Genomic DNA, 21239 nt, shown 5'->3' with positions numbered 1-21239 from the left:
TACGCAAGTAAAACTCAGAATAATAACCCCTCCCCGCTTGCGGGGAGGGGTAAGGGGTGGGGTTCTCTGAAAATAAAGCAATCAAGTTTACTCTTTTGCCTTTATCTCATTTTTCCTTGCTGCTGCCGAGATAGGCAATTGCAGATTTTGGTCATAGATAAAATCTTTACTAATTTCTACACTACGTTTGGGCAAGTTATTACCTTCAGCAATAGCATCTTGGGAAGGAATCTGCAATGTATACTTACCAACAGGAACTCCATCGAGACGATAAAGACCAGATTCGTCTGTTACCTCAGATGTAACACGTTTGCCATCAGCACCGATCAGTTCCACTTGTATTTGTGCCATTGGCTGGCCTGCTGCATCGGTGATGCGTCCAGCGACACCATATTCTGGTCTAGCAGAAAAATCTAAACGAGTAATAGCAGAACCTGCCACCTCAGCGATTACAGTGGATTTTGGTACAGCGAGTTCTACAGGCAGCTGTTCTGGGTCAAGTAGGACTAAATAAACACCTTCTCGCAAATTGCCTACAAAAAAGTTACCTTGAGAGTCGGTTACAGCGCCTCCAACGCTTTGGTTGCGGCTGTTGAACACTCGAACAAAAGATCCGCCTAAATCAAAGTCTTTTTTGTCTCCTTCGACTAGAATTCGTCCGGATATACCACCGCGATCCTGCCCCATACTTATAGAATCAGCAGGGGCAACTCTACCACCAGCAAAAGATAAATCTGATACTAGTGATAGGGTGAAGCGATCGTCACCAATTCCACCAAAAGCATTTTTACTTCTGGAGGGGATAGCTTGATAATCAAGTCGAGCAAATAAACCTGGAAGTACCCGCATACTAGCACCGGCAACTGGCCCCACTTCTCCATCACTATAGGCAAGTCCTAACCGCCAACTCAGACCTGTAGGACTAAGAGCATTGTGATTGAGAGTAGCCGTATAACGAGCAGCCAAATCACCACCAAACTCAGTACCTAAAGATATCTGATAATTACGGCTGAGATTCTGAGTAAAATCTGTAATGTATGTATCGCCGTAACTGTTAAAAGACAATCTAGTTACCGAGCTAGGGTAATAGAAAGCGTTGAATAAATACTCTCCCTGGTAATCGGGTCTGCCACTTAAATATAAGTTTGAAAAAGGACGTAGAGAAAAAGTCGGTAAAATATAGTCAGCCGAATTCTTCTCAATTTGTTGGCTGCGGGCAAGGAATCCTAAATTAAATTTGTCACTAAATTTATATTTAACTTCTAGACTATGATTGTAGCGATCGCGTGATTGGTTGTTATACAAATAACCTTCTGGGAAGAATTCAGAATTACCGAGGATTTGCAAACGTTCTAATTCCAAATCCAAGTCGGTTGTATAACCGAATTCACCACGAGAAGTACCAACACTAGTTGCGAGAATCAATGGATCTGCGACTTGCCAAACTAAACCTGCTTGTGTTTGAAAGCGATCGGGTAGTGTTTGTACTGTCCCTTCAAAAGTTAAATTATTTGAAAGTCCTTGACGAAACTGGTAAAAAGCAACAGGTTCACCTTCGTCAGTCGAATCAAAATTATTAAACAAAGCATCCTGCACCAAGTTGCCGCTTAATCCCACACCAGCTAGCTGAACAACTCCTCCTGCTGGCAACAATAAATCAGAAGCATTGATTCTTAAAGAACGAATTTCTATTGGTGCACTCAAGTTGTTACGGTCAAAAATCAAAAGTTCAATTTCATTGCTTTGACCAGAAGGTAAATTTACATCAATAAATTCGTATTCTCCATTTAACCCTACTTGCTGTTGAGCAACTACAATTCCAGCAACTCTTAACTGTACAAAACTCGCTGGTGGTGCTTCGCCTCGAAATGTCTGTATTGGTCGAGAACGTCTAGGCAAAAGCTGTGACGCACTGTAATTTGTAGTAAATCTATCAGTCGCCAGATTAGTATAAGCAACTTGTGCTCCAGTCAGATTCACACCTGTAAGTAGGGGATGCAAGCCTATTTGTTGCCGACCGACCTGATAGCGGAATTGACCAGCACGTTTAAAGAAAAAATATTCAGAAATATTTGGACTATTCTCAAAATTGTTGTTCATGCGAACGCGCCACATACCGCCCGCTAAGCGTCCTCCCAGTAGGGTAGAACTATACAAACTTGCGTCTTGTCCAGAACCACTGTAAACATTAAATTCTTGCCTTAAACTCGAAAGCCCACCACTTGGAGGAGTAACTTCCGGTTTTAATTGCAAAGCTTGAGCGCTAGATTGCCCCCTGCCCGGTCGCCAAGGCAAGTCAACAATTAAAGCTAAATCAGAAGCATCAAACTCAATTTTTGTAAATAATTTTTCTTTGAATAAAGCTTCACTCACGTATGTGATATTATTGATTTTTTTCAGGCTACTTTCAGCTATATCAACTATTCCCAAAGGTGTTTTCAGGCGTGTTTTATCATCTATTTTTTCCACTTGAAAACCAGCAATCTCAGAAAAGGAATCTAGCGGTATTAAAAGAGTATTTCCATCTAAATGAATTTGTAAGCTACCAACTTCTTGCTCGTTGATAATTATCCCAACTAAAAAAGAGTCTCCCAAAGCTTTAATATTTTGAGCAAGACTGCTTGAGTCAGTATTCACAGGTACAGAAATACTATTAGTATCTTCTGCTTGTTGAATATCATTTGTTGTTTTTGTAGCATCGGCTGGAGTAATTGATGTAGATTTTGCTCCAGCAGCAGAATTACTAGAAAGTAGTTGAGTATTATTATTTGAATCTTTTGGGAGATTAGCAATTATCTTAGCTTCAGGAGATTGATTTTCTACAACTACTGCATTACTGGCTAGTGATGAAGTTAATAATACTGTTGCTGAAGTAGCTTGACTATTAGAAAATTCCGGTGGAATTTCTTGAAGCAAAGCCACTAAAATATCATAATGTTGGGTTGCTAACTCAAGCTGATTATTGAGATAGTCAGGCTGTTTTTCTTCTAACAATGAATCTATATTTTGTGCCTTTGCAGCTGTAGCATTACCGCTGTGTTCGGAAGCGGCTTCTGCGATAAATTTCGATTGTTCGGGTAAAGCCTGTTTTTCTGTAAACAGTTGATTAACAATCTCATTTGACTGTATTGCGATCGAAATCGCAGGTGGTACAGGCGGTAAAGCTGGATAAAGCATACTTAAGCACAAAAGTGGTATTAGACTAGAAAATTTAAGCAAGCAAAGATTGACCGCCTAGATTATTTCCTAGGCAGTAAGTGAATTTAGACTTTGTTTGTATAGCCGCGAATTCTATTCGCTAGGAAAAAAAAGAAGAGCAACCAAGAATTTATAAATGCAGATTTATCCGGAGAATTTCTGCTTTAGAACAAAAACTATCTGTTGCCAAGAGGAGCTTTTTGATTGTGAGTAGTATTAGGTCGAGTGTGTGGTTGTTGGGTAGTAGTTTGTTTTGGAACAGTAAAGGGGATGCCTTGGTCAATTGGTACACCACTCAATTCGCCATTGATGTCTAAGACGTAGTTGCCAGGTGGTAATTTTTTGGTAATGGGCAACAGTATTCGACGACGATTATCAGGTAAGACTGGTGAAGAGGGTAACGATCCTACGTCTAATAAATTTTCTGGAAGTTTTGCCTCCGCCTTTCCGAGATTTGCAACTGGTTGTGTCACTTCTGCTCCCGGATATTTAGCAGCAGGCCAGATAGCATATTGACCACTTAGCCGCACATAGGCATTTCCTTTATTGGAAATATCAAATACACCTGTAACTTTATTTGGTTTGGTGTCTACAGTTACAGAGTTTAGTACGCCAACCCTTGTGATTTTGCCCGTATAGCCGTAGATTACAACACCTAACTTTCCAATTGTTTGAACAGTACTTGATGCCTTTTCAGCTTTAGGAATTTCTTCAAAAAAGATTACAGCACGATGTTCGCCGATCTTAGGCTGGACTTTTGGACGAATAGCAAAGCGTACAGTCTGAGCACCACGAGCTGGGATTGTAAATTTGGAGGGGGTGAAGACAATCCACTGAGATAGCGATCGCTCATCAGCAGGAACTTCTTGGAGTTTATTGTCCTCGCTCATCACCCATGACCGCACAACGGCCTTGACTTCAACGGGTTTAGAAGAAAGGTTCAAAACGCGAATTGCTTGGGAGCGCGTTTTGCTATTAATTTCCTGTTCAATCCTATAAGGGCTGACGCCAATATTAATTGCTGCGGCGGGAGGTATCCCTAGAGCTAATACCCCTATTAAACTTAAGGCTATTTTTCTATAATTTGGTAACATCTGGATAAAATTTTTCACTTCAACACACACCACAAAGAACTATTTCTAGCTCATCGAGCAGAAAACTATTATCGATTCACCGTTACCGTCAGTTCACCAGCATATGCACCTGCTGACTGGGCAGTCGAGAGATCCATTTTTAATCTCACCCCTCCCTGTACCAGAACTGTATTAGTATTTTGATCGCGGGTAATCTCCAAGATAGGTAACGGTTCTAGGACAATTGAAACTCCAGAACCAGAATGCTGTTCACCGCTAAACTGATTAGCCTGTCCACTCTCTGACTTGAATTCATAAGTAGCACGCAAAGAAGCAACTTGATCTGTGGGAACCCACATTTGCCACAAAGCAGGAAATTCTCGGGTAATCACCGCATTTAACTGAGGGGGAGCCAGCAAATCTTGTTCGTTTGCAACTGACTCAGTTGTGGCTGCGGGTGAAATTTCTGATGGGGCAAGGGGAGGAATGGTTAATTTTTGGGGGGTTGATAGCTGATAAATCTCTGTAGGCTTTGGATTTGTAAACAGCGATTGTGCTAAAACACGAGACTGCGGCCATGCCATAAGTGCTACAGCTATACCCAAATAGCCAATCAAGTGGCGGTGGCGGCTAATTATTTCAGTCAGTAACATTTGGTTTAATTTGGCATCTTGCACTTGCAAAGCTTGGTAATATGAAGAATTTCTCCACCTCTGGCGAGCAACTGGCAGAGGTGGGAGGAGGAGAGTTTGCTTTCTATAAAAGATGTTCAGCCAACTCCCCTTTCCCATTGCAGGAGAAATGAGGACTGAGGGCTAGTAAAAGCCCAAGTTTTTAAGGAGCAGACGCTGTGATTGTAACAGTGCCGCCTGTGTAACTACCCGATGTAGTCGCACTGGTCAGGTCGAAGATAAAGTCAACCCCTCCAACGATAGTAGGATTGATTAAGCCTTGGGGAGTTAAGGCTGATTTGTCTGATAGAGCATCATCAATCGTCATTGCTATAGTAGATAGTCCATTTGAAGGATTAGCACCCTCTTCAACATCAACATCAACCCCAGCAGCACGTGGGCTGTTAGACCAGACTGCGTATACATTGTTGATTGTTCTTATGGCATTTGTTGCGTTGGCAAATGCTGGAGTGGCGGTGTCAAGACCACTGGTAATCTCATCTGCTATACCAGATTGATCGACTCCATAAAAGCCACTTCCTAATGCTGCTAATGATGCGCTACCTCCCAAATCTGTAGGAGTAAGAGTCACGTTAATATTACTGACAGTCCGCAAGTAAAGAATTTCGGGTACACTGACGCTGACACCGACGTTGGCAGGTGTACCAGTAATCTGAGCTTGGGCGGGTGCTGCAACAATGGCACTACCTACAGCAGCGGCACTAGCGGCGGCAATAGCGAAAATTTTGTTCTTCATAGATGAAAATTGCTCCTCAATGTGTTTGTGTCAATGTTTTTATCTTTCTTGTTTAGTTCTGGTTTTTCACTTAAGCAAGCAAATTGCCCAAGAATTTTTCCATAACTCAATCTGCAATCAATAAATCCGTGTATGATTTATATCTGGTTTTAAAACATCACCTCCTTTCTAAAACACCCACAATTCTGTTCCATTCGTCCCGTCTGTGGCAGTGAAAAACAGCTTGTTACCAACGACAGTCAGCTGGGCAGGGTTGGCATTGCCCGTTGCATTGATGGTGCTAACCCTACTCGTACCTAAAGCTGTGCCGTTACTGCTCCACAATTCCCTGCGATTATTTGAATCTGAAGCGGCAAAATACAGGGTGCCGTTAAAATTGACGAGACTATCGGGATAACTGTTGTTAGGATCTGCACCAGTCCAAATATCACTAACTAAAACTGTGCCTCCATCAGTGCCGTCACTCTTCCACAGTTCCAGCCCAGTTGCAGAGTCTGGCGTGGTGAAGTAAAGAGTAGTACCAACGGCAGTGAGATTAACGGGTCCAAAACCAATATTTGGTGCTTGTGTGAGGTCGTTCTTAACCCGCACGGTTCCGCCGGCAGTACCGTTACTCTTCCATAGTTCTTGCTGAAAGTCGCCATCGCTATCGGTGACGAAAAACAGGGTACTGCCAACTGCAGTTAGATAAGTTGATCCAAGCGCACTATTCAGGTTTGTAAGACTAACGGTTCCGGCTGTAGTGCCATCACTCTTCCAGAGTTCAACCCCATTAGTGCCATCATCAGCAGTAAAGTAAAGGGTGCTGCCAACAACGGTGAGATTGGCAGGAGATGAGCTAAGTCCACCTAGTTGGATGTCCTTGACAAGGGTTGTTCCCCCTGCTGTGCCATCGCTTGACCACAATTCCGTGCCATTTGTTGTATCAGTGGCTGTAAAATAGAGTTTGCCGTTAAAAGCAGTCAGCCTGGTCGGATTGGAACCGGTAGCACCAGAGTAAATATCTTTGACAAAGCTAACTGTTGCTGTTGTGTCGTCATATACCCATAGTTCTGAACCGTTTGTGCCGTCATTGGCAGTGAAGAACAACTTACTACCAACTATTGTGAGGTTGCTTGGGTTAGAACTACCAGCCCCAGGATTAATGTTACTTACCATTGTGGCTGAGGTGCCATTGTATACCCACAGTTCTGAACCGTTTGTGCCGTCATTGGCAGTGAAGAACAACTTACTGCTACCAAAAGCCGTTAGATTGTCTGGGTTAAAACTGCTAGGATTAACAGTGGTGAGGCGTTGGGTGCCAGCACCAGTACCATCACTCTTCCACAGTTGATTGCCGTTGGTGCCATCATTGGCAGTAAAGTACAGTGTGCTACCCAGTGCTGTGAGATTATCAGGGTTAGAACTGCCTGAACCTGGCGAGATTTGTAAAATTTGGGGCTGAGGTGTAGCAGACAAACTCAGATTGTAGAAAGTGTTGCCACTGAATTGAAAGACCCGAATATAATAGGTACCTGCATCCAGGTTTATGGTGAGGTTTTCATCTACAGGCCCATCCTGCCAAGGGTACGAAATTACACCACCACTACTGTTTAGCAATTGCATATCAGCATCTGCACTCATACCACTGAGTGTGACGTTAAAGAGACTGTACTTGCTGAGATTGAAAACATAGTAGTCGTTAGTATCGATATCCCCAACAAAATCGTTAAAGCTTTGGGAACCGTTAAGTGTGCCGATGTTTTTAGCTGTAGTCCGCGTGTTTGGAGCTTTATCTGGAGGAATGGTTGTAGCAGAGACACTCAGATTGTAGCTAGTTGACGCGCCAGAACTAGGTAAAACTCTGATATAGTATGTACCTGCATTCAAGCTGCGGTTGATTGAGTCAGTCGCTGTGCCAGTTCTGCTAGAACTGGATATTACTGTCCCACTGCTGTTGAGTAGTTGGACATCAGCGTTTGCTGTTGCAGGTGTTAAATTTAGGTTAATGAGAGCGCTTGAGCTTAAATCAAAGCGGTAATAGTCGTTAGAATCGCGGCTATTAACAAAGTCTGTGAAGTTGGAAGGAGTTGAGGTTAAAGTGTTGATATTGCGAGCCAGCGCCTGCGAGTTCCCCGCATAGTCTGGCGGATCAAACACAAGGTTTAGATTATAGTTTGTAGCACTACCGACGCCAGGAAAAACTCGGATGTAATATATGCCACTGGAGAGATTACGAGTTATGGCCTCTGGAGTAGTGCCTGATTGCTTGGAACTCGTAATCACTGTTGTTCCAGAGCTATCAAGCAGTTCTACATCTGCATTGTTTCCTAAACCATCAAGTGTTAGGTATAGGTTGGCGGTTTCGGTGAGATTGAATTTGTAATAATCATTAGTATCCTGGGCGGCACCTACATTGCCAACAAAATCAGTGGTACTATAGGGGCTGCTAAGTGTATTGAAACTACCAAGATCTAGTGCAGCTGCTGGTGTGTTGCCAGCCAAATCCGCAGGAATGGTGTTGGCTGAAAGACTGAGATTGTAATTAGTAGTAGGGACACTGCTGCTAGACACGTAAACCCGGGCGTAATATGTGCCTGGATTTAAGGTTGTGGTGATCAGTTCAGGTGAAGTTCCCGACTTGAAGGAAGTTAGAAGAGTCTGACCAGTACTGTTTTGCAGGAGTAAATCTGCATTGCTAGTTAAGCCATCCAAGTTGAGGGTAACTGTACTAGCGCTGCTTCCACCAATGAGGAATTTATATAAATCGACTGTATCAGAGCCACCAATAGTGTCCTGAAAAATATTCTGGGTGCTAGTGAGCGCACCACCAATATATGAGCTAGTGTCTAAAGCTGTTTGTAAGGTGTTTCCTGGATCTGAAAATCCTGAATAAGTTGGCATATTTATCTATTGATTCCTATAAAAATTGACTCTACTAAATCTTTCAAATGGCAGTATTACTTGATCGGGTGATTAAAAATTTCATCAATAACAAGCAGATTTTTCTGATTTCTGAAATAATGTTCATAATAGATTTGATTAAGCAGCTAAGGCTGACAATTCATCTCTAGTCGCATTTGGCTAGCCAAGCTTGCTATATTTGCTTGAACTATTTAGGAAATGACAGTCTTATCTAAAAGCTAAAGTCGGTTTTAATTGAGTAGTAGATGCCAAAGTTGAACCTGTTGCAAAAATTTGCTGTTTTCAGCCTGTTCACTAAGCTTGTCCGTCTTCATGACTTATCAGCAGAGAAATTTATTTATCTTGCACCGTGGGAAAAAATTTGCTGTTGAGAATATCCCGATAACAGTGATAACGGCTATTCAAATCTGCTTAGCTTTGGCAAATTTCCTCTCCAAATTACAACAACCAGAATATAGCTTTTCTGTCTAAAAGGTTACTTCAGTAATATTATGGAATTTGTATATCAACCACCTAGGATTGTTTAAGTGCAAATACGGTTGTAATAAATAAAGACCGTAACTTTCATTACGATGATTGCACTCAACAAGAGGTTGTAGAACAAGCCATACCTAAGCTAAGTGGAAGTTGTGAACAATATATGAATATGAGATGGATTTGCTGTGAAAAGATACAATTATGTTTCAAACTACTCGTCGCCGTCTTGCACTCTGGTACACAGCCGTAACTGCGGTGCTGCTACTGCTATTTGCTATTGGCGTATATTTATATGTCCGCAGCACGTTAGTTGAGCGGGTGGACGATACCTTAAATCATGTAGTGGAAGTTGTAGAGCGATCGCTGGTGATTGAACCTGTCAACTCTGATAATGGGCGATCGCGTATTAATGTTGAAGCTAGTTTTCGCAACAATGCAGACACTGTAGAAGATGACCACATTGACTTAGAGTGGTTTAGTCCCACTGGAAAGTTACTTTGGTCTACTTTATCGGAACCACTGGATATTCCCATTCATGTTAATCGCACTGGCGAAACCGTGCATGTGGTGAGACAGAGAGATGGGGAGAATTCTTCACTGCTTCTGCGTCAGGTAACTGAACGAGTGGAAGTAGGAAAGCAGGTATTGGGATATCTGCGTGTGAGTCATCCTTGGTTTGAGGTGACAAAACCGAGTCGGCAGTTAATTTTTGATTTAGCACTGGGTATTTGGTTGATGGTGCTTTCTGTGGGTGCGAGTGGTTGGTTCCTTTCTGGTAAAGCGATGGAACCTGTGCGTCAGTCATATCAACGTCTCAAGCAGTTTACTGCTGATGCTTCTCACGAACTCAGAAGTCCCATTGCTTTGATTCAAACTAATGTGCAAGTTGCCCTTGCTGATTTGGAGTCAGCAGAGGTAGAAGGTGCTACTCTTGAGCACTATCGGCAACAATTGAAGGTAGTAGAAAGGCTAACACAGCGTTTGGGTAAGTTAGTCAATGATTTGTTGTTTCTAGCACGCCAAGATAGCGGTATCAGCAAAGAAAGCTTTTCTCCTTGTCCTGTAGACGCTTTGCTGATGGAAGTGGTGGAAGAACAACAACTGTTAGCTGCGGAAAAAGACATCACCCTCAGCTTTAAATTAGTTGATCCTCCTGCTAGCGAAACTAACCCCGAAATGCTAGAGAATTGGTTCACACTGATAGGCAATTGGGATCAATTGGTGCGGTTGTTTACAAATTTGATTGGCAATGCTTTGCGCTACACAACCTCATCCGGATGGGTAAATGTGGAATTGGCGCGGATAGAAGAAAACAATCGTGTTTCGGGACTGCGTTATGGTAGTCCCCAGCTGCAAGTAAAAATTAGTGATACTGGTATTGGTATTCCTGCGGAAGCACTACCGCGTTTGTTTGACCGCTTTTACCGGGTAGATCCGGCGCGTACTCATACAAATAGCAAGACAGCAACAGAAAATACTACTGGTTCGGGATTGGGGTTAGCGATCGCCCTAGCTATTGTTGAAAACCATCACGGTCAAATTCAAGTTGAAAGCACTGTCGGTATAGGCACTACTGTCACTGTCACTTTACCAATAGGTCTTGAGACTTAATAGTGTACTCAATTGATGTTTCTTGTGACAGATTTCAGCGTGTTTCCTATGGTAGATGAAAAAGAGTAATTGTACTTATTAATTTAGATGGCAGTGCTTGATGAAGTGAGTCAAAAATTATAACTCTAGCAGTTTGATATCACCACTCTTGAAAACTTATTCAGTACTTCTACAAACTGCTGAGTTGTTATTGGTCACCATCGCTTGATCCATAACCTATATATAAAAAACTGGAGGATTTAATGCAAACAGAAATCAGAGAACAAGATAGATCCTTTTTGGAAAAGGTAATGCGCCAGGCTGGTTTGTCAGATGTTTACGATGCTAGGGATATAACAGAAGTAGTATTTCGTACGATGCGCGACATGATGACTACAGAAGCAGCCGATCGCGTCGCAGATGAATTACACAAACCAGCTGAAGTGAAAGATGATACAAAGTTGCACGAGGTTGCAGACTTGTGGAAGGATACTAATCCCATCGTTGCTTTCTTGAGCCGGGTGCGTCCACCTTTAATTATCAAATCTGATACATTTTTATTCCGTATCAATCAAGAAGCAGGTTTACAACCAGATGTAAATGTAGAAAATGCAGTCAAGGCTGTATTTTCAGCAACCAAGGACGAATTATCTGAAGAAAGAGTCAAGGAAATCACTGAATTTTTACCTGACAAAATTCGCCAACTATGGGAAGAAGCTTAAGTAAGTATTAAATTAAAATTAATACGGCACTCTTTCTTGAGCGTTGGAAGTTAGGAATTGTAAACAGTTCTTAACTTCTAACTGTTCTATTTCTAGAGATAGAGTTTTATTACTTTTGATCGAAACTAATATTGCAAATCTTGTTTATTTTCATTCCCCTAGTGAGAGGAAGAAAATATTATCGATTTGTTAACCTTTAATTAAAACTTTTGGATTTAATATACTAATTCTCCATGACAATGAGTTCTAAGTCACTTACCTGTAGTACCCTTTGCTAATTAGATATATCAGAGATAGGGGTAATTATAAAGCTCATCGCTACAGAGAATTAGTATAAAACTCAAAACTTATCTATATCAACTGTATTACATTGACTGACTATCTCTAGCATTTGGAAATCAGAGGTAAAAATGAACAAAATATTTCGCACATCTACTAAATTACTGGGTGTTGTTTGCAGTGGGTTAGTGATTGGTGTATCAGCAATTCCGCAAGCGGTAATGGCACAACAACAGCCTACCGCCTCTCTTTCCAAAGTTAACCCCTGCCCCAGTATTTTCTACGAAGAACCACATAATAATAGAGTATTGGTTCCACAAGGATGCCCACCCAATGCTTTTACCCAACGACAAGCAACACAAGGAATTTCTCCGCGTGAAACTGTTCCTGGTACTCCGTCAGTCAGTGTGATTCAACCACCTTTACCAGAAAAACAGTTTGACCCAGTCGCTACGATTACACCTAGCAATGGCAGAGTAGATGTGAGGCTCAAAAATAACACCAATGCTGCGATCGCATATCAGGCAATTGGGCATACTAGACAGCGTGTTCTCCTAGGTAGACAAGAAGTTGTATTGCGAGGCTTGCCAGTAGCAATTACTATCACTGCTGTTCGCCAAGATGGTGGGTTCTTGAGAATGACTCCAACAACCTCTGAGTCAGGATTATTAGAACTGGCTTTGGATGAAGCCACGGAATTTAGAAACAGTCAAACCGCAATCAGAATTCAACAAGATGGCCAAGTCTATTTGAACTAAGTACAGCTTTGCGTAAAAGCGTAGCGATTTAAAACACTCCAGGGACGCAAATGTAAACGCACCAAGGGCGCTGACTCTTGGTGCTAAAATTTCGGCATGAACTTATGCAATGTTGTACTAAGTGACAAGGGAAAGTTTGCGATCGCTGGAAACCTTACTAAATTAGGGTTTGCAGGTCTCCGTTTAATTCTCATCTATCACAATTTCGTCATAATTTTGGGCATGTAGAGACGTTGCGGTGCAACGTCTCTACAGGGTTTAAATGTCAATCGATTTGTCTTATCCGAGCAGTATTGTCATCTCTCAATATTTATTGAGAATAGTCACGTAATCATCAGGGTTTTGAAATCCAATTTTATGGCGATCGCCAGTTTGAGAAAAATGTGGGTAATGACAAGCTTTTTAAGGGGGGCTATAGAAAATTATCTGTATCAACATTTAGATCAATATTTTAGAGAAATGGTATCAGTTCAGCATTGCAAAACGCGATCGCCGCTTTTTTTGTTGATAGCTTGTGCAAGTGCGATCGCGAGTGCAATAATAGCCTTGTTGATGAGCTTTATATCGTTCCCAGCCTCAGGCTGAGAACGAGGGATGAGGGAAGGGTGAGGTAACTACTGATAAATACTGATAATTTGCGTCAAATATTGTGTCAATGTAAACGCATCTACTCCCAATTCTGTTCGCTCTTGGGCTGCTAAAATTCCGGCTTGAGCGTGCCACCAAGCAGCAGTTGCAACCATCTCTTCTAGAGGCTTTTGGCGCGTTACAGCTTGTGCGATTAATCCACCCATTAATCCGGTTAAGACATCACCACTGCCACCCCGCGCTAAAGCTGGCGTACTTTCGGGATTAATCCAAGCTGAACCTTGGGGATTGGCGATCGCAGTTCTTGCCCCTTTCAACAACACCACTGCCCCGCTTTGCATTGCAGCTTCCCGCACTGCTTTGACTCTGTCTTGTTTAGCATCGGGTAAATCGGGAAATAAGCGTTTGAATTCACCTGTATGAGGTGTAAGTACTGTTAATGCTTGTCGCACCCCCCCTAATCCCCCCCTTAGCAAGGGGGGATTAGGGGAGGTTCCCATCTCTGCCAGAATATTCAAACCATCAGCATCGAGAACCAAAGGAATTGTGCTTTCTAACACCTGTTGTAAAATCGGGCTGGCATCTTTGGTTAAACCGGGGCCGCAAGCGATCGCATTAAATGAATTTAGATCGCTGTTTTCTGGCAATTGTAGTTGGGCGATCGCACCTGTTTCTGTCTCTGGACAACCGATAATTAGCGCTTCTGGCAAATGGCTAACCAAGATCGGTTTGAGAGACTCTGGCACAGCAATTGACAGCATACCAACTCCACTAGCCCGTGCTCCCAACCCAGTTAAAATTGCACCTCCAGAATAGCGACGCGAACCGCAAATCAGCAGCAAATGCCCTTCTTTATACTTGTGGGTGACAGCAGGACGAGGTAAAGGCAGAGTTGAAAAAGCAGTGGCTTTGGTGATGCGTTTAACGCTGGGTGCATCCCCAAGTATCGCTTGTACGTCCGCCCAGGGAATATCAAAATCAATTAACTCCGCTTTGCCAACGTATTCCAAAGCATGGTCTTGCAATAAACCCAACTTCCACAAACCCAGACACAGCGTATGAGTGGCGCGGATCGCAGTTCCTAGAAATTCACCAGTATCGGTATGCAAACCCGAAGGCACATCGATACTAACAATTGGTGTAGACCTTTCATTTAACTGATTAATAGCACTAGCAACAGGGTCTTTAAGATCTCTTTCCAACCCAAATCCAAACAAGCCATCAATTAATAAATCACACTCTGGCAAATCGTCTATTGCTTCATAACATGGAATGCCCAAACTCTGAGCATACTGTAAATGCTGCGAAGTTAATTCCTTGAGCTTAGAGAAAGGGCAATAGATACAGACTGCATACCCGCGAAAGTGCAACTCACGAGCAACTACCAAAGCATCTCCGCCATTGTGACCGGGGCCGACGAGGATTCCCACACGAGGAGGGGAAGAGGGGGGGATAGGGAGAGGGGGGAAAGAATAATTGTTTACATACCTCCCCCACTCCTCCGCTCTTCCACTCCCCCATTCACCTTTACTAGGAGTTGGAGGGATCATTTCCGCAATGCGACGGGCAATCAGTCCCGCCACCTTTTCCATCAAAGCCGCCACAGGCATTCCCGCTGCAAAGATACGCGCTTCAATATCGCGCATCTGTTGTGCTGTCACTACAACTTGCAAAATTAGTTCTTGCCTGTTCATCAATAGAATTTTTCGTTGTTTGTTGTTTGTTGGTAGTTGTTTGTTGTTGTGCAAACAACTACCAACCACTAACTACTAACCACTAACCACTAACTATTACTCTATCTTGCGTAGTAAACTCTAGCGTTACCGAATCCTATAGATTGGAGATAATTATTCCATTGCTCTGCCTGTAACCTATTAGCAAAAGGCCCGACTGCTACATGCGCTCCTAGTGGCTGATTTCTGGTGGTGACGGCCGCTTTTTGTCCGATATTGTTTTTAATTTGGTCGGCAATTGAAGCTATGTTTTCTGAGTGAGCGGGAATGGCTACATAGTAGTAATTAGGTACTTCTGGCTGATAGTTGTTGACAGGTTGATAATTGTTAACGTGAGAGTAAGTCGTGATTATCTGATCCTGACCATTCGCAAAGTTGGCAATCCGCGCCCCATATATACCGTAGGCTGCTAGTTGTTGGATACGCTGTTGGGCATTGGATGGTTTGCTAAAGGTTCCTGCCTGAATTACAGAATGTCCTTGAAATTGCCGTATATAAGCTGTCGGTTCAATTAAACGTACTTGTTGCAGGGTTTGGACATTATTACTCTCAACATAAACCAAGTAGCGCTTAAAGTTTTGGCGATTTTGATTAAAAGGCGTCGCCTGATATTGTCTGTCACCCCGGTTAATCATATACTCCTGGGGAGTTACATTCACTTGGGGAACAGTATATTCTTGAATATTTGTCGGTAGGGGCGGCAAGAGATCGTTGCTACTCGCTGGAAGAGTTGGCAAGAGTGTTTGCGCTGGTGTGGGAATAGAGTGGCAAATAAAGACCAAGCATCCTCCCAATAAAGCACCCACAATCAAAGATGGTTGGGTAAAGCGTAGAAATGCTATAAGTTGAATTGGTAATGCACTCGACATAGTAGCAGAAAAGTTTGTAGATAATTTCCTACAGAAACTAATTAGTTACCTGTTGTAGTAATTACATAGTGGTAGCTTAGAAATAAGAGCCTAGCAATATGTTTACGGATATGAAAAAGGTCGTCGTTGGACTATCTGGCGGCGTTGACAGTTCCACCGCCGCCACCATTTTGCACAATCAAGGCTATGAAGTGATTGGTTTGACCCTTTGGCTGATGAAAGGCAAAGGTCAATGTTGCTCGGAAGGTATGATTGATGCGGCTCTTATCTGTGAACATCTGGGTATTCCCCATCACGTTGTTGATATTCGGGAAGTCTTTCAGACAAATATTGTTGATTATTTAGTTGCTGGTTACAGTGCCGGGATTACGCCTTTACCTTGCTCGCAGTGCAATAGAACAGTCAAGTTCGGCCCGATGTTGGAGTATGCCCGCGAAAAATTGGGATGCGATCGCATTGCTACAGGTCATTATGCCCGGATTAACTATAACGAAGCAACTGAGCGTTATGAACTCCTGCGGGCAGTAGATCGTAACAAAGACCAGACCTATTTTCTCTATGACTTGTCTCAAGATTTACTGGCAGGAACAGTATTTCCCCTAGGTGAAATGCAAAAAAGTGAGACTCGCCACATTGCCGCCGAACATGGACTTAAAACCGCTGAAAAGCCAGAAAGTCAGGACTTATGCCTAATTGAAGCTAACGGTTCCATGCGGGCATTTCTGGATAAATACCTGGCACCCAAAAAAGGCGATATTGTTGACATTGACGGTAAGGTGCTGGGTCAGCATGATGGTGTCCATCATTACACGATCGGACAGCGCAAGGGCTTGGGAATTGCCGCTGCTGAACCGCTGTATGTAATTGCTTTGGATGCAGTTAATAACAAGGTGATAGTGGGCGATCGCACTAAAGCAACTCAACCAGAATGCACCGTGCATCGAGTCAATTGGGTATCGATCGCCGAACCCGCTAGCCCGATTCGTGCCGAGGTGCAAGTCCGCTATCGTTCCACTCCCGTACCAGTAACGGTAATTCCCTTGGAAAACTCCCGCGTGCGCGTAGTATTCGATGAACCCCAATTCAGCATTACTCCTGGACAAGCTGCGGTGTGGTACGAAGGAGAAAAAGTCTTGGGTGGTGGAATAATTGAGCAGTTTAAGTAAAAGGGACTGGGAATTAAGGATTGGGGATTAGGAATTGGGCATTGGGAATTGGAAATTGGTTTTCTTACCGATGCCCCATGCCCTTTGCCCCATGCCCCATGCCCCAGTCCCCAGGGAGAGGAGCGGCGTTCACCCAACGCCGCTAACATAAAGGTATAGCGGGGGAATCATGAAACGCGACCAGTTTCGCGCAGCATTACTTAACAACAGAGATCTCTAAGTAGTCTAGTCAATAGCTCCTAGCCCCGCTTTTTGAGGGGATTGGGGGATCTAATATTTTGCAAGGTTAAGGTGAATTGATATTACCACTACCCAGCCCCCACTCTAAAACTGGCCAATCCACTCCGCGATAATAGCGTGTCATGTCGTCAAACTTCCGCAGTTCAGCGCGGTGTATCAAAAATTCTGGCGAGTTCAACAACCATTGCTGATTCAACTGCGAAAACATAGTAGCAAGGCGATCGCGATCTAGTTGCGGTGGCACTTCTCCAAAATAACCTAATGTGATGTGAGCAGTGAAATGATACTGTTGTTCAATGCCCAAAGCAATTAGGTTGGAATTTTGGTATATCGCTCGACGAAAGTTAACAATCTCCTCGTAACAGCTTTCATCTTGGGGTACTAGACAAATACCCACAGCTCTTGGCATTACCATTAGTCCTAGCGTTTGCCAGCGAACGGGATGAACCGCACGTGTCATCGATTGTTGATATTGCTGAACTATTTCGGCGAAACAAGAGCGTAATTGCTGTTCAAACTCGGGTTTTTTTTCGCAGGCGTCATAGAAAGCACTATCCCAAATTAAGTCTGCTAACGTTAAATGAAAACTAGCAGCAGGTACAGGTACAATCAGATCGCAACCAACAGGTAACTGCAAGAGTTCTTGTTGGTAGCCTTGCAACTGAGTATAGAAAGCAGAGTTTTCTGTCTCGTCTTCCCAAGGGGGAGTAATCACCGTATAACCAGGAAAAGGCACAGCTTGTCTTTCCCGGTCTGGTGTAGGCTGAAACTTAGAAGATTCCTGGATATGCTGGACTTGGATTCCATAAGCTTCTGGCAGCGTCATTCGTGCTACCCGGTTTAGGTAAGTTTGATAATTATCGTCCAATTTTCATATCCTCGCGCTCTCACGCTTATTGATTTTAGGCAAATTTACCAAAAATAGGGAATAGGAAATGGGGAATAGGAAATGCAAATTTTATCTTTCACTCCCCCAAAGCCCCAACCCCAGAGGGGGCCCCTAGCCCCCACTTCCCCACTCTCTTACTCTCCCACTCTCCACAGGAGGTTCCCCATGCCAATCTATGTTTACTGGGGTGAGGATGATTTTGCGATTGAAAAAGCGGTTGCAGCTTTGCGCGATCGCGTCGTTGACCCACTATGGACTAGTTTTAACTACACTACATTCTCTTCAGACGCAGGTGATGATGGTGCGATCGCTGGATTAAATCAAGTGATGACACCACCGTTTGGTGCTGGTGGTCGTTTGGTTTGGCTTGTAAATTCCACCCTTTGCCAGCATTGCCCGGACAATTTTTTATCTGAACTGTCGCGAACCTTATCAGTAATTCCCGAAGATTCATTTTTATTAATTACTAGCCGTAATAAACCTGACGAACGGCTCAAAGTCACTAAACTTTTGAAACAATACGCCACTGAATTCCGCGAATTTCCTCTAATTCCGCCTTGGAAGACAGATCTGCTCGTGCAATCTGTACTGAGCGCTGCTCAAGTAGTTGGTGTAAAATTAACTCAAAAAGCCGCAGATATTTTAGCTGAAGCTGTAGGCAACGATACGCGGCTACTGTACAATGAGTTAGAGAAAATACAGATTTATGCCTATGGCAGCGACAAACCACAAGATACAGATACCGTTGCTCAACTAGTTAGAAATACTAATCAGACTAGCTTAAAATTAGCAGCAGCAATCAGGACAGGAGACACAGCCAAAGCTTTAGCAATCTTGGCCGATCTCATCAATGCTTGCGAACCAGCTTTGCGGATAGTTGCCACACTGGTTGGTCAATTTCGTACCTGGTTGTGGGTAAAAATCATGATGGAAAGTGGTGAGCGAAATTCACAAGCGATCGCTCAAGCTGCTGAAGTAAGTAACCCCAAGCGAGTTTACTTTTTACAACAAGAAGTTAAGTCACTTTCTGTGCAGCAACTTATTGCCTGTTTACCTATTCTATTGGAATTAGAAGTTAGTCTTAAGCAAGGAGCAGTGGAGATGTTGGTTCTTCAGATGAAGATTATGGAATTATGTCAAGTATGCCGAGGAAATTGACAAAAATAAGTGAATTTAGGATAAATTCAATATTTTCTTGGAACTTCTTTCTTCTAAAATAATTCATTGAGATTAACCAAAGCTTAACTGTAGTTGTTTTGCACACAGCAAATGAATAGATTGCATCATCTTTATTACCAACCTAGCTTAACTAGGATGCTCTCTCAATCTTTATTTTTCGGTTCTCTTACTATTACTAGTCTAGTTTCTAGTGCTTTGATTTTTAGCTCAAACGTTCATGCCCAAAATACATTACAACTCGACAATACACAAATACTCAACTACTCCAAAGTGATACTGCGGATGGAGCCAGAACGCCAACAAGCTTTTGACAAAATAAAAAAAATTATTGGCGATCAAGAAGTTCCTAAGATTGTTTGTAACGATCCCAATAGCTACAATTCTCTACCATCCCAAGCTAGAGACGTGGCAATAGATTATTGCAATCGCTCTCAACAGATCGTCGAAGCTAATGGTTTAAGTATCGATGAATTCAACAGAATTACTGTCGCATTACAAGATAATGAAGACTTAAAACGAAAGATTTACAATAATTTAATCCGCCTACAAAAAAATCCTGAAAATCAATAAGCAAATTTCAAAAAAATTCCAGATGATCTCGGGGAAAATTATTATCCCCCGATACTCCCGGAAGTAGTGTGTGTGAACATGAGTAATTAACCATTAATCAATAATAGTATTAAGAAGCCAGTAAATTTACCAAAGCTTATTTTTAGATTCACATTGTTTTATTTTCTTACCATCGAATTGACAAATATTGCCGCAAAAGTAAATCATTTTCAAGCATTTTCTAGATACGCTTGTCGCTTAGCATGAATATTTTTCATGTGTTTTTTCACTGTATTGATGCTAATGTAAAAATGAGCAGCAATTTCTTTGTAGCTATAGTTAACTCGATAAAGACACCAAATTTCTGCCTCTCGTCGCGTCAAATTGTATTGTTTTATTTCTGCGATCGCTGCATTTCTAACAGACTCATATCTATTTTCAATAGTCACTAGTAAGCAAGAGTGCTTCAATCTTGCTAGATCCAACCATCTCACGCGAATCCGAAAAATTTTTGACTTGTCTAGTAAAATTTCATCCGACAGAATCAAGAGTTTGTTGGGAAATAAATTGCGGCTTTCAATTAACGATTCGCAAATTCGCCAAATCACTGTTGGTACTTGATTTTGGCGGTAGCTACCTTGATTGAGTTGACAACAAATGCGATGAGCAGATGCGTTAGCATGAATGAGTTCACCTGTTTCGCTAATAATTAACAAGCCATCTTGCAAGCCTTCTATAACCTCTTGCAAAAAATAAGCTTGCTGCCAGTAATTAAGTGTAATATTATCTTGCTTTTGAATTTCAACAGACGATTTTGCTGATATTTTTGTGAAAGCAATCATATTTACTAATTTTAAGTTAAAATATGCACATAGAATAAAAAGCGTTAATGTTTATTATTCCTTGGCTCTGAATTTGCATTTCAATGAGCCTCCTTTTATTCAGGAGGTTGGGTAATCTAAATTTATTGCCACATCATAAATAATTGGATTAGTGTTTAGTTATTGATAATTAAACACTAACTATTATCATTGTTAAGTTTATTTACGCTTTAATACTTCTGCGTAAATTCTATTTGTCTAAGGTTTCACGATCTAAATACAAATCTTTTATTGTCTATTTCGGATATCAAAATACTGGTGATGATTTTATTGGGATTGCCAGACTTTAAAGTATTGTTGACCGAATTCGTCGGAAGGCAGTCCCAATGAAAAAATTTTCATCACCATGCATGAAAAACCTCACCCCCTGCCCCTCTCCTTAACAAGGAGAGGGGTGTATGATAGGATGGGATGAGGTTACTTTTTTTCAAGTCAGAGGGCAGTCCCAATGCATTCTCGAACTACTGCACCTTCCCCTCTCTTTGCTGATAGCTGTGCTACTTGTTTTTCAAACCCGTCGAACCGATTTAAAAAAAATAAAAACGCCCTCCCCAATTGGGAGGGCGTCAGTTATACAAGCTAAGACTTATTTATTAGCCGTTGATAGCAGGAGCGCTGATTGCAACAGGAGCAACTTCAGCACTAGCCAAGTCGAGAGGGAAGTTGTGAGCATTGCGCTCGTGCATAACTTCCATACCCAAGTTAGCGCGGTTGAT

16 protein-coding genes and 1 pseudogene are annotated in these 21239 nt (G+C 42.4%); 7 read left to right on the top strand and 10 right to left on the bottom strand.

The genetic code is table 11. The annotated features are described in order from the left end of the window. Window positions 1-87: 87 nt before the first annotated feature. The 5 genes from HXY43_RS20710 to HXY43_RS20690 all read right to left on the bottom strand — a co-directional run bounded on the left by HXY43_RS20710 (window position 88) and on the right by HXY43_RS20690 (window position 8582). Window positions 88-3177, bottom strand: a complete 3090-nt coding sequence (locus tag HXY43_RS20710) for a carboxypeptidase regulatory-like domain-containing protein (protein WP_290887039.1) — start codon at window positions 3175-3177, stop codon at window positions 88-90. A 197-nt stretch (window positions 3178-3374) separates the two neighbouring features. Next, a complete protein-coding gene (locus HXY43_RS20705) occupies window positions 3375-4292 on the bottom strand; it encodes a molecular chaperone (protein WP_290887036.1) in 918 nt (305 codons plus the stop codon). Between the two features lie 68 nt (window positions 4293-4360). Continuing rightward, on the bottom strand, window positions 4361-5062 hold the full coding sequence (locus HXY43_RS20700) for a hypothetical protein (RefSeq protein WP_290887034.1): 702 nt from the start codon (window positions 5060-5062) through the stop codon (window positions 4361-4363). A 43-nt stretch (window positions 5063-5105) separates the two neighbouring features. Further along, on the bottom strand, window positions 5106-5699 hold the full coding sequence (locus tag HXY43_RS20695; protein ID WP_290887030.1) for a hypothetical protein: 594 nt from the start codon (window positions 5697-5699) through the stop codon (window positions 5106-5108). Window positions 5700-5867: 168 nt separating this feature from the next. Then, the gene (locus HXY43_RS20690) at window positions 5868-8582 is read right to left on the bottom strand and encodes an ELWxxDGT repeat protein (protein WP_290887028.1); all 2715 of its coding nucleotides are present in this window, start codon (window positions 8580-8582) and stop codon (window positions 5868-5870) included. A gap of 699 nt (window positions 8583-9281) precedes the next feature. Between HXY43_RS20690 and HXY43_RS20685 the strand changes: the two genes are divergently transcribed. The 4 genes from HXY43_RS20685 to HXY43_RS20670 all read left to right on the top strand — a co-directional run bounded on the left by HXY43_RS20685 (window position 9282) and on the right by HXY43_RS20670 (window position 13014). Further along, on the top strand, window positions 9282-10691 hold the full coding sequence (locus HXY43_RS20685; RefSeq protein ID WP_290887025.1) for an ATP-binding protein: 1410 nt from the start codon (window positions 9282-9284) through the stop codon (window positions 10689-10691). A 242-nt stretch (window positions 10692-10933) separates the two neighbouring features. Further along, window positions 10934-11392, top strand: a complete 459-nt coding sequence (locus HXY43_RS20680) for a DUF2267 domain-containing protein (RefSeq protein ID WP_026734429.1) — start codon at window positions 10934-10936, stop codon at window positions 11390-11392. Window positions 11393-11802: 410 nt separating this feature from the next. Beyond that, on the top strand, window positions 11803-12429 hold the full coding sequence (locus HXY43_RS20675) for a hypothetical protein (RefSeq protein ID WP_290887020.1): 627 nt from the start codon (window positions 11803-11805) through the stop codon (window positions 12427-12429). Window positions 12430-12771: 342 nt separating this feature from the next. Beyond that, window positions 12772-13014, top strand: a complete 243-nt coding sequence (locus HXY43_RS20670; RefSeq protein ID WP_155960478.1) for a hypothetical protein — start codon at window positions 12772-12774, stop codon at window positions 13012-13014. Between the two features lie 29 nt (window positions 13015-13043). Here the strand turns inward: HXY43_RS20670 and HXY43_RS20665 are convergent, their stop codons facing one another. Together HXY43_RS20665 and HXY43_RS20660 are read right to left on the bottom strand one after the other, a co-directional pair. After that, the gene (locus HXY43_RS20665) at window positions 13044-14711 is read right to left on the bottom strand and encodes an NAD(P)H-hydrate dehydratase (protein ID WP_290887016.1); all 1668 of its coding nucleotides are present in this window, start codon (window positions 14709-14711) and stop codon (window positions 13044-13046) included. 101 nt (window positions 14712-14812) lie between these two features. Beyond that, window positions 14813-15619: an SPOR domain-containing protein gene (locus tag HXY43_RS20660; protein ID WP_290887012.1), complete on the bottom strand. Its 807-nt coding sequence runs from the start codon at window positions 15617-15619 to the stop codon at window positions 14813-14815. A gap of 110 nt (window positions 15620-15729) precedes the next feature. Between HXY43_RS20660 and mnmA the strand changes: the two genes are divergently transcribed. Then, window positions 15730-16785, top strand: a complete 1056-nt coding sequence (mnmA, locus tag HXY43_RS20655) for a tRNA 2-thiouridine(34) synthase MnmA (protein ID WP_290887009.1) — start codon at window positions 15730-15732, stop codon at window positions 16783-16785. Window positions 16786-17071: 286 nt separating this feature from the next. Here the strand turns inward: mnmA and HXY43_RS20650 are convergent, their stop codons facing one another. Beyond that, window positions 17072-17893, bottom strand: a complete 822-nt coding sequence (locus HXY43_RS20650) for a DUF1868 domain-containing protein (RefSeq protein ID WP_290887006.1) — start codon at window positions 17891-17893, stop codon at window positions 17072-17074. A gap of 186 nt (window positions 17894-18079) precedes the next feature. Between HXY43_RS20650 and holA the strand changes: the two genes are divergently transcribed. Then, complete coding sequence (gene holA / locus HXY43_RS20645) at window positions 18080-19072, top strand: DNA polymerase III subunit delta (protein ID WP_290887003.1); 993 nt, start codon at window positions 18080-18082, stop codon at window positions 19070-19072. A 111-nt stretch (window positions 19073-19183) separates the two neighbouring features. Then, a complete protein-coding gene (locus tag HXY43_RS20640) occupies window positions 19184-19663 on the top strand; it encodes a DUF4168 domain-containing protein (RefSeq protein ID WP_290887000.1) in 480 nt (159 codons plus the stop codon). A 209-nt stretch (window positions 19664-19872) separates the two neighbouring features. Here the strand turns inward: HXY43_RS20640 and HXY43_RS20635 are convergent, their stop codons facing one another. Both HXY43_RS20635 and HXY43_RS20630 read right to left on the bottom strand, forming a co-directional pair. Beyond that, the gene (locus tag HXY43_RS20635; protein ID WP_290886997.1) at window positions 19873-20484 is read right to left on the bottom strand and encodes a LuxR C-terminal-related transcriptional regulator; all 612 of its coding nucleotides are present in this window, start codon (window positions 20482-20484) and stop codon (window positions 19873-19875) included. A gap of 632 nt (window positions 20485-21116) precedes the next feature. Further along, window positions 21117-21239 (bottom strand): annotated as a pseudogene (locus HXY43_RS20630) (photosystem II q(b) protein); the annotation flags it as partial.

The organism is Fischerella sp. (assembly GCF_013388695.1).
GTDB lineage: Bacteria > Cyanobacteriota > Cyanobacteriia > Cyanobacteriales > Nostocaceae > PCC9605.
The sequence above is the reverse complement of the archived record's forward strand: the minus strand, read 5'-3'. Positions and strand labels throughout refer to the sequence as shown.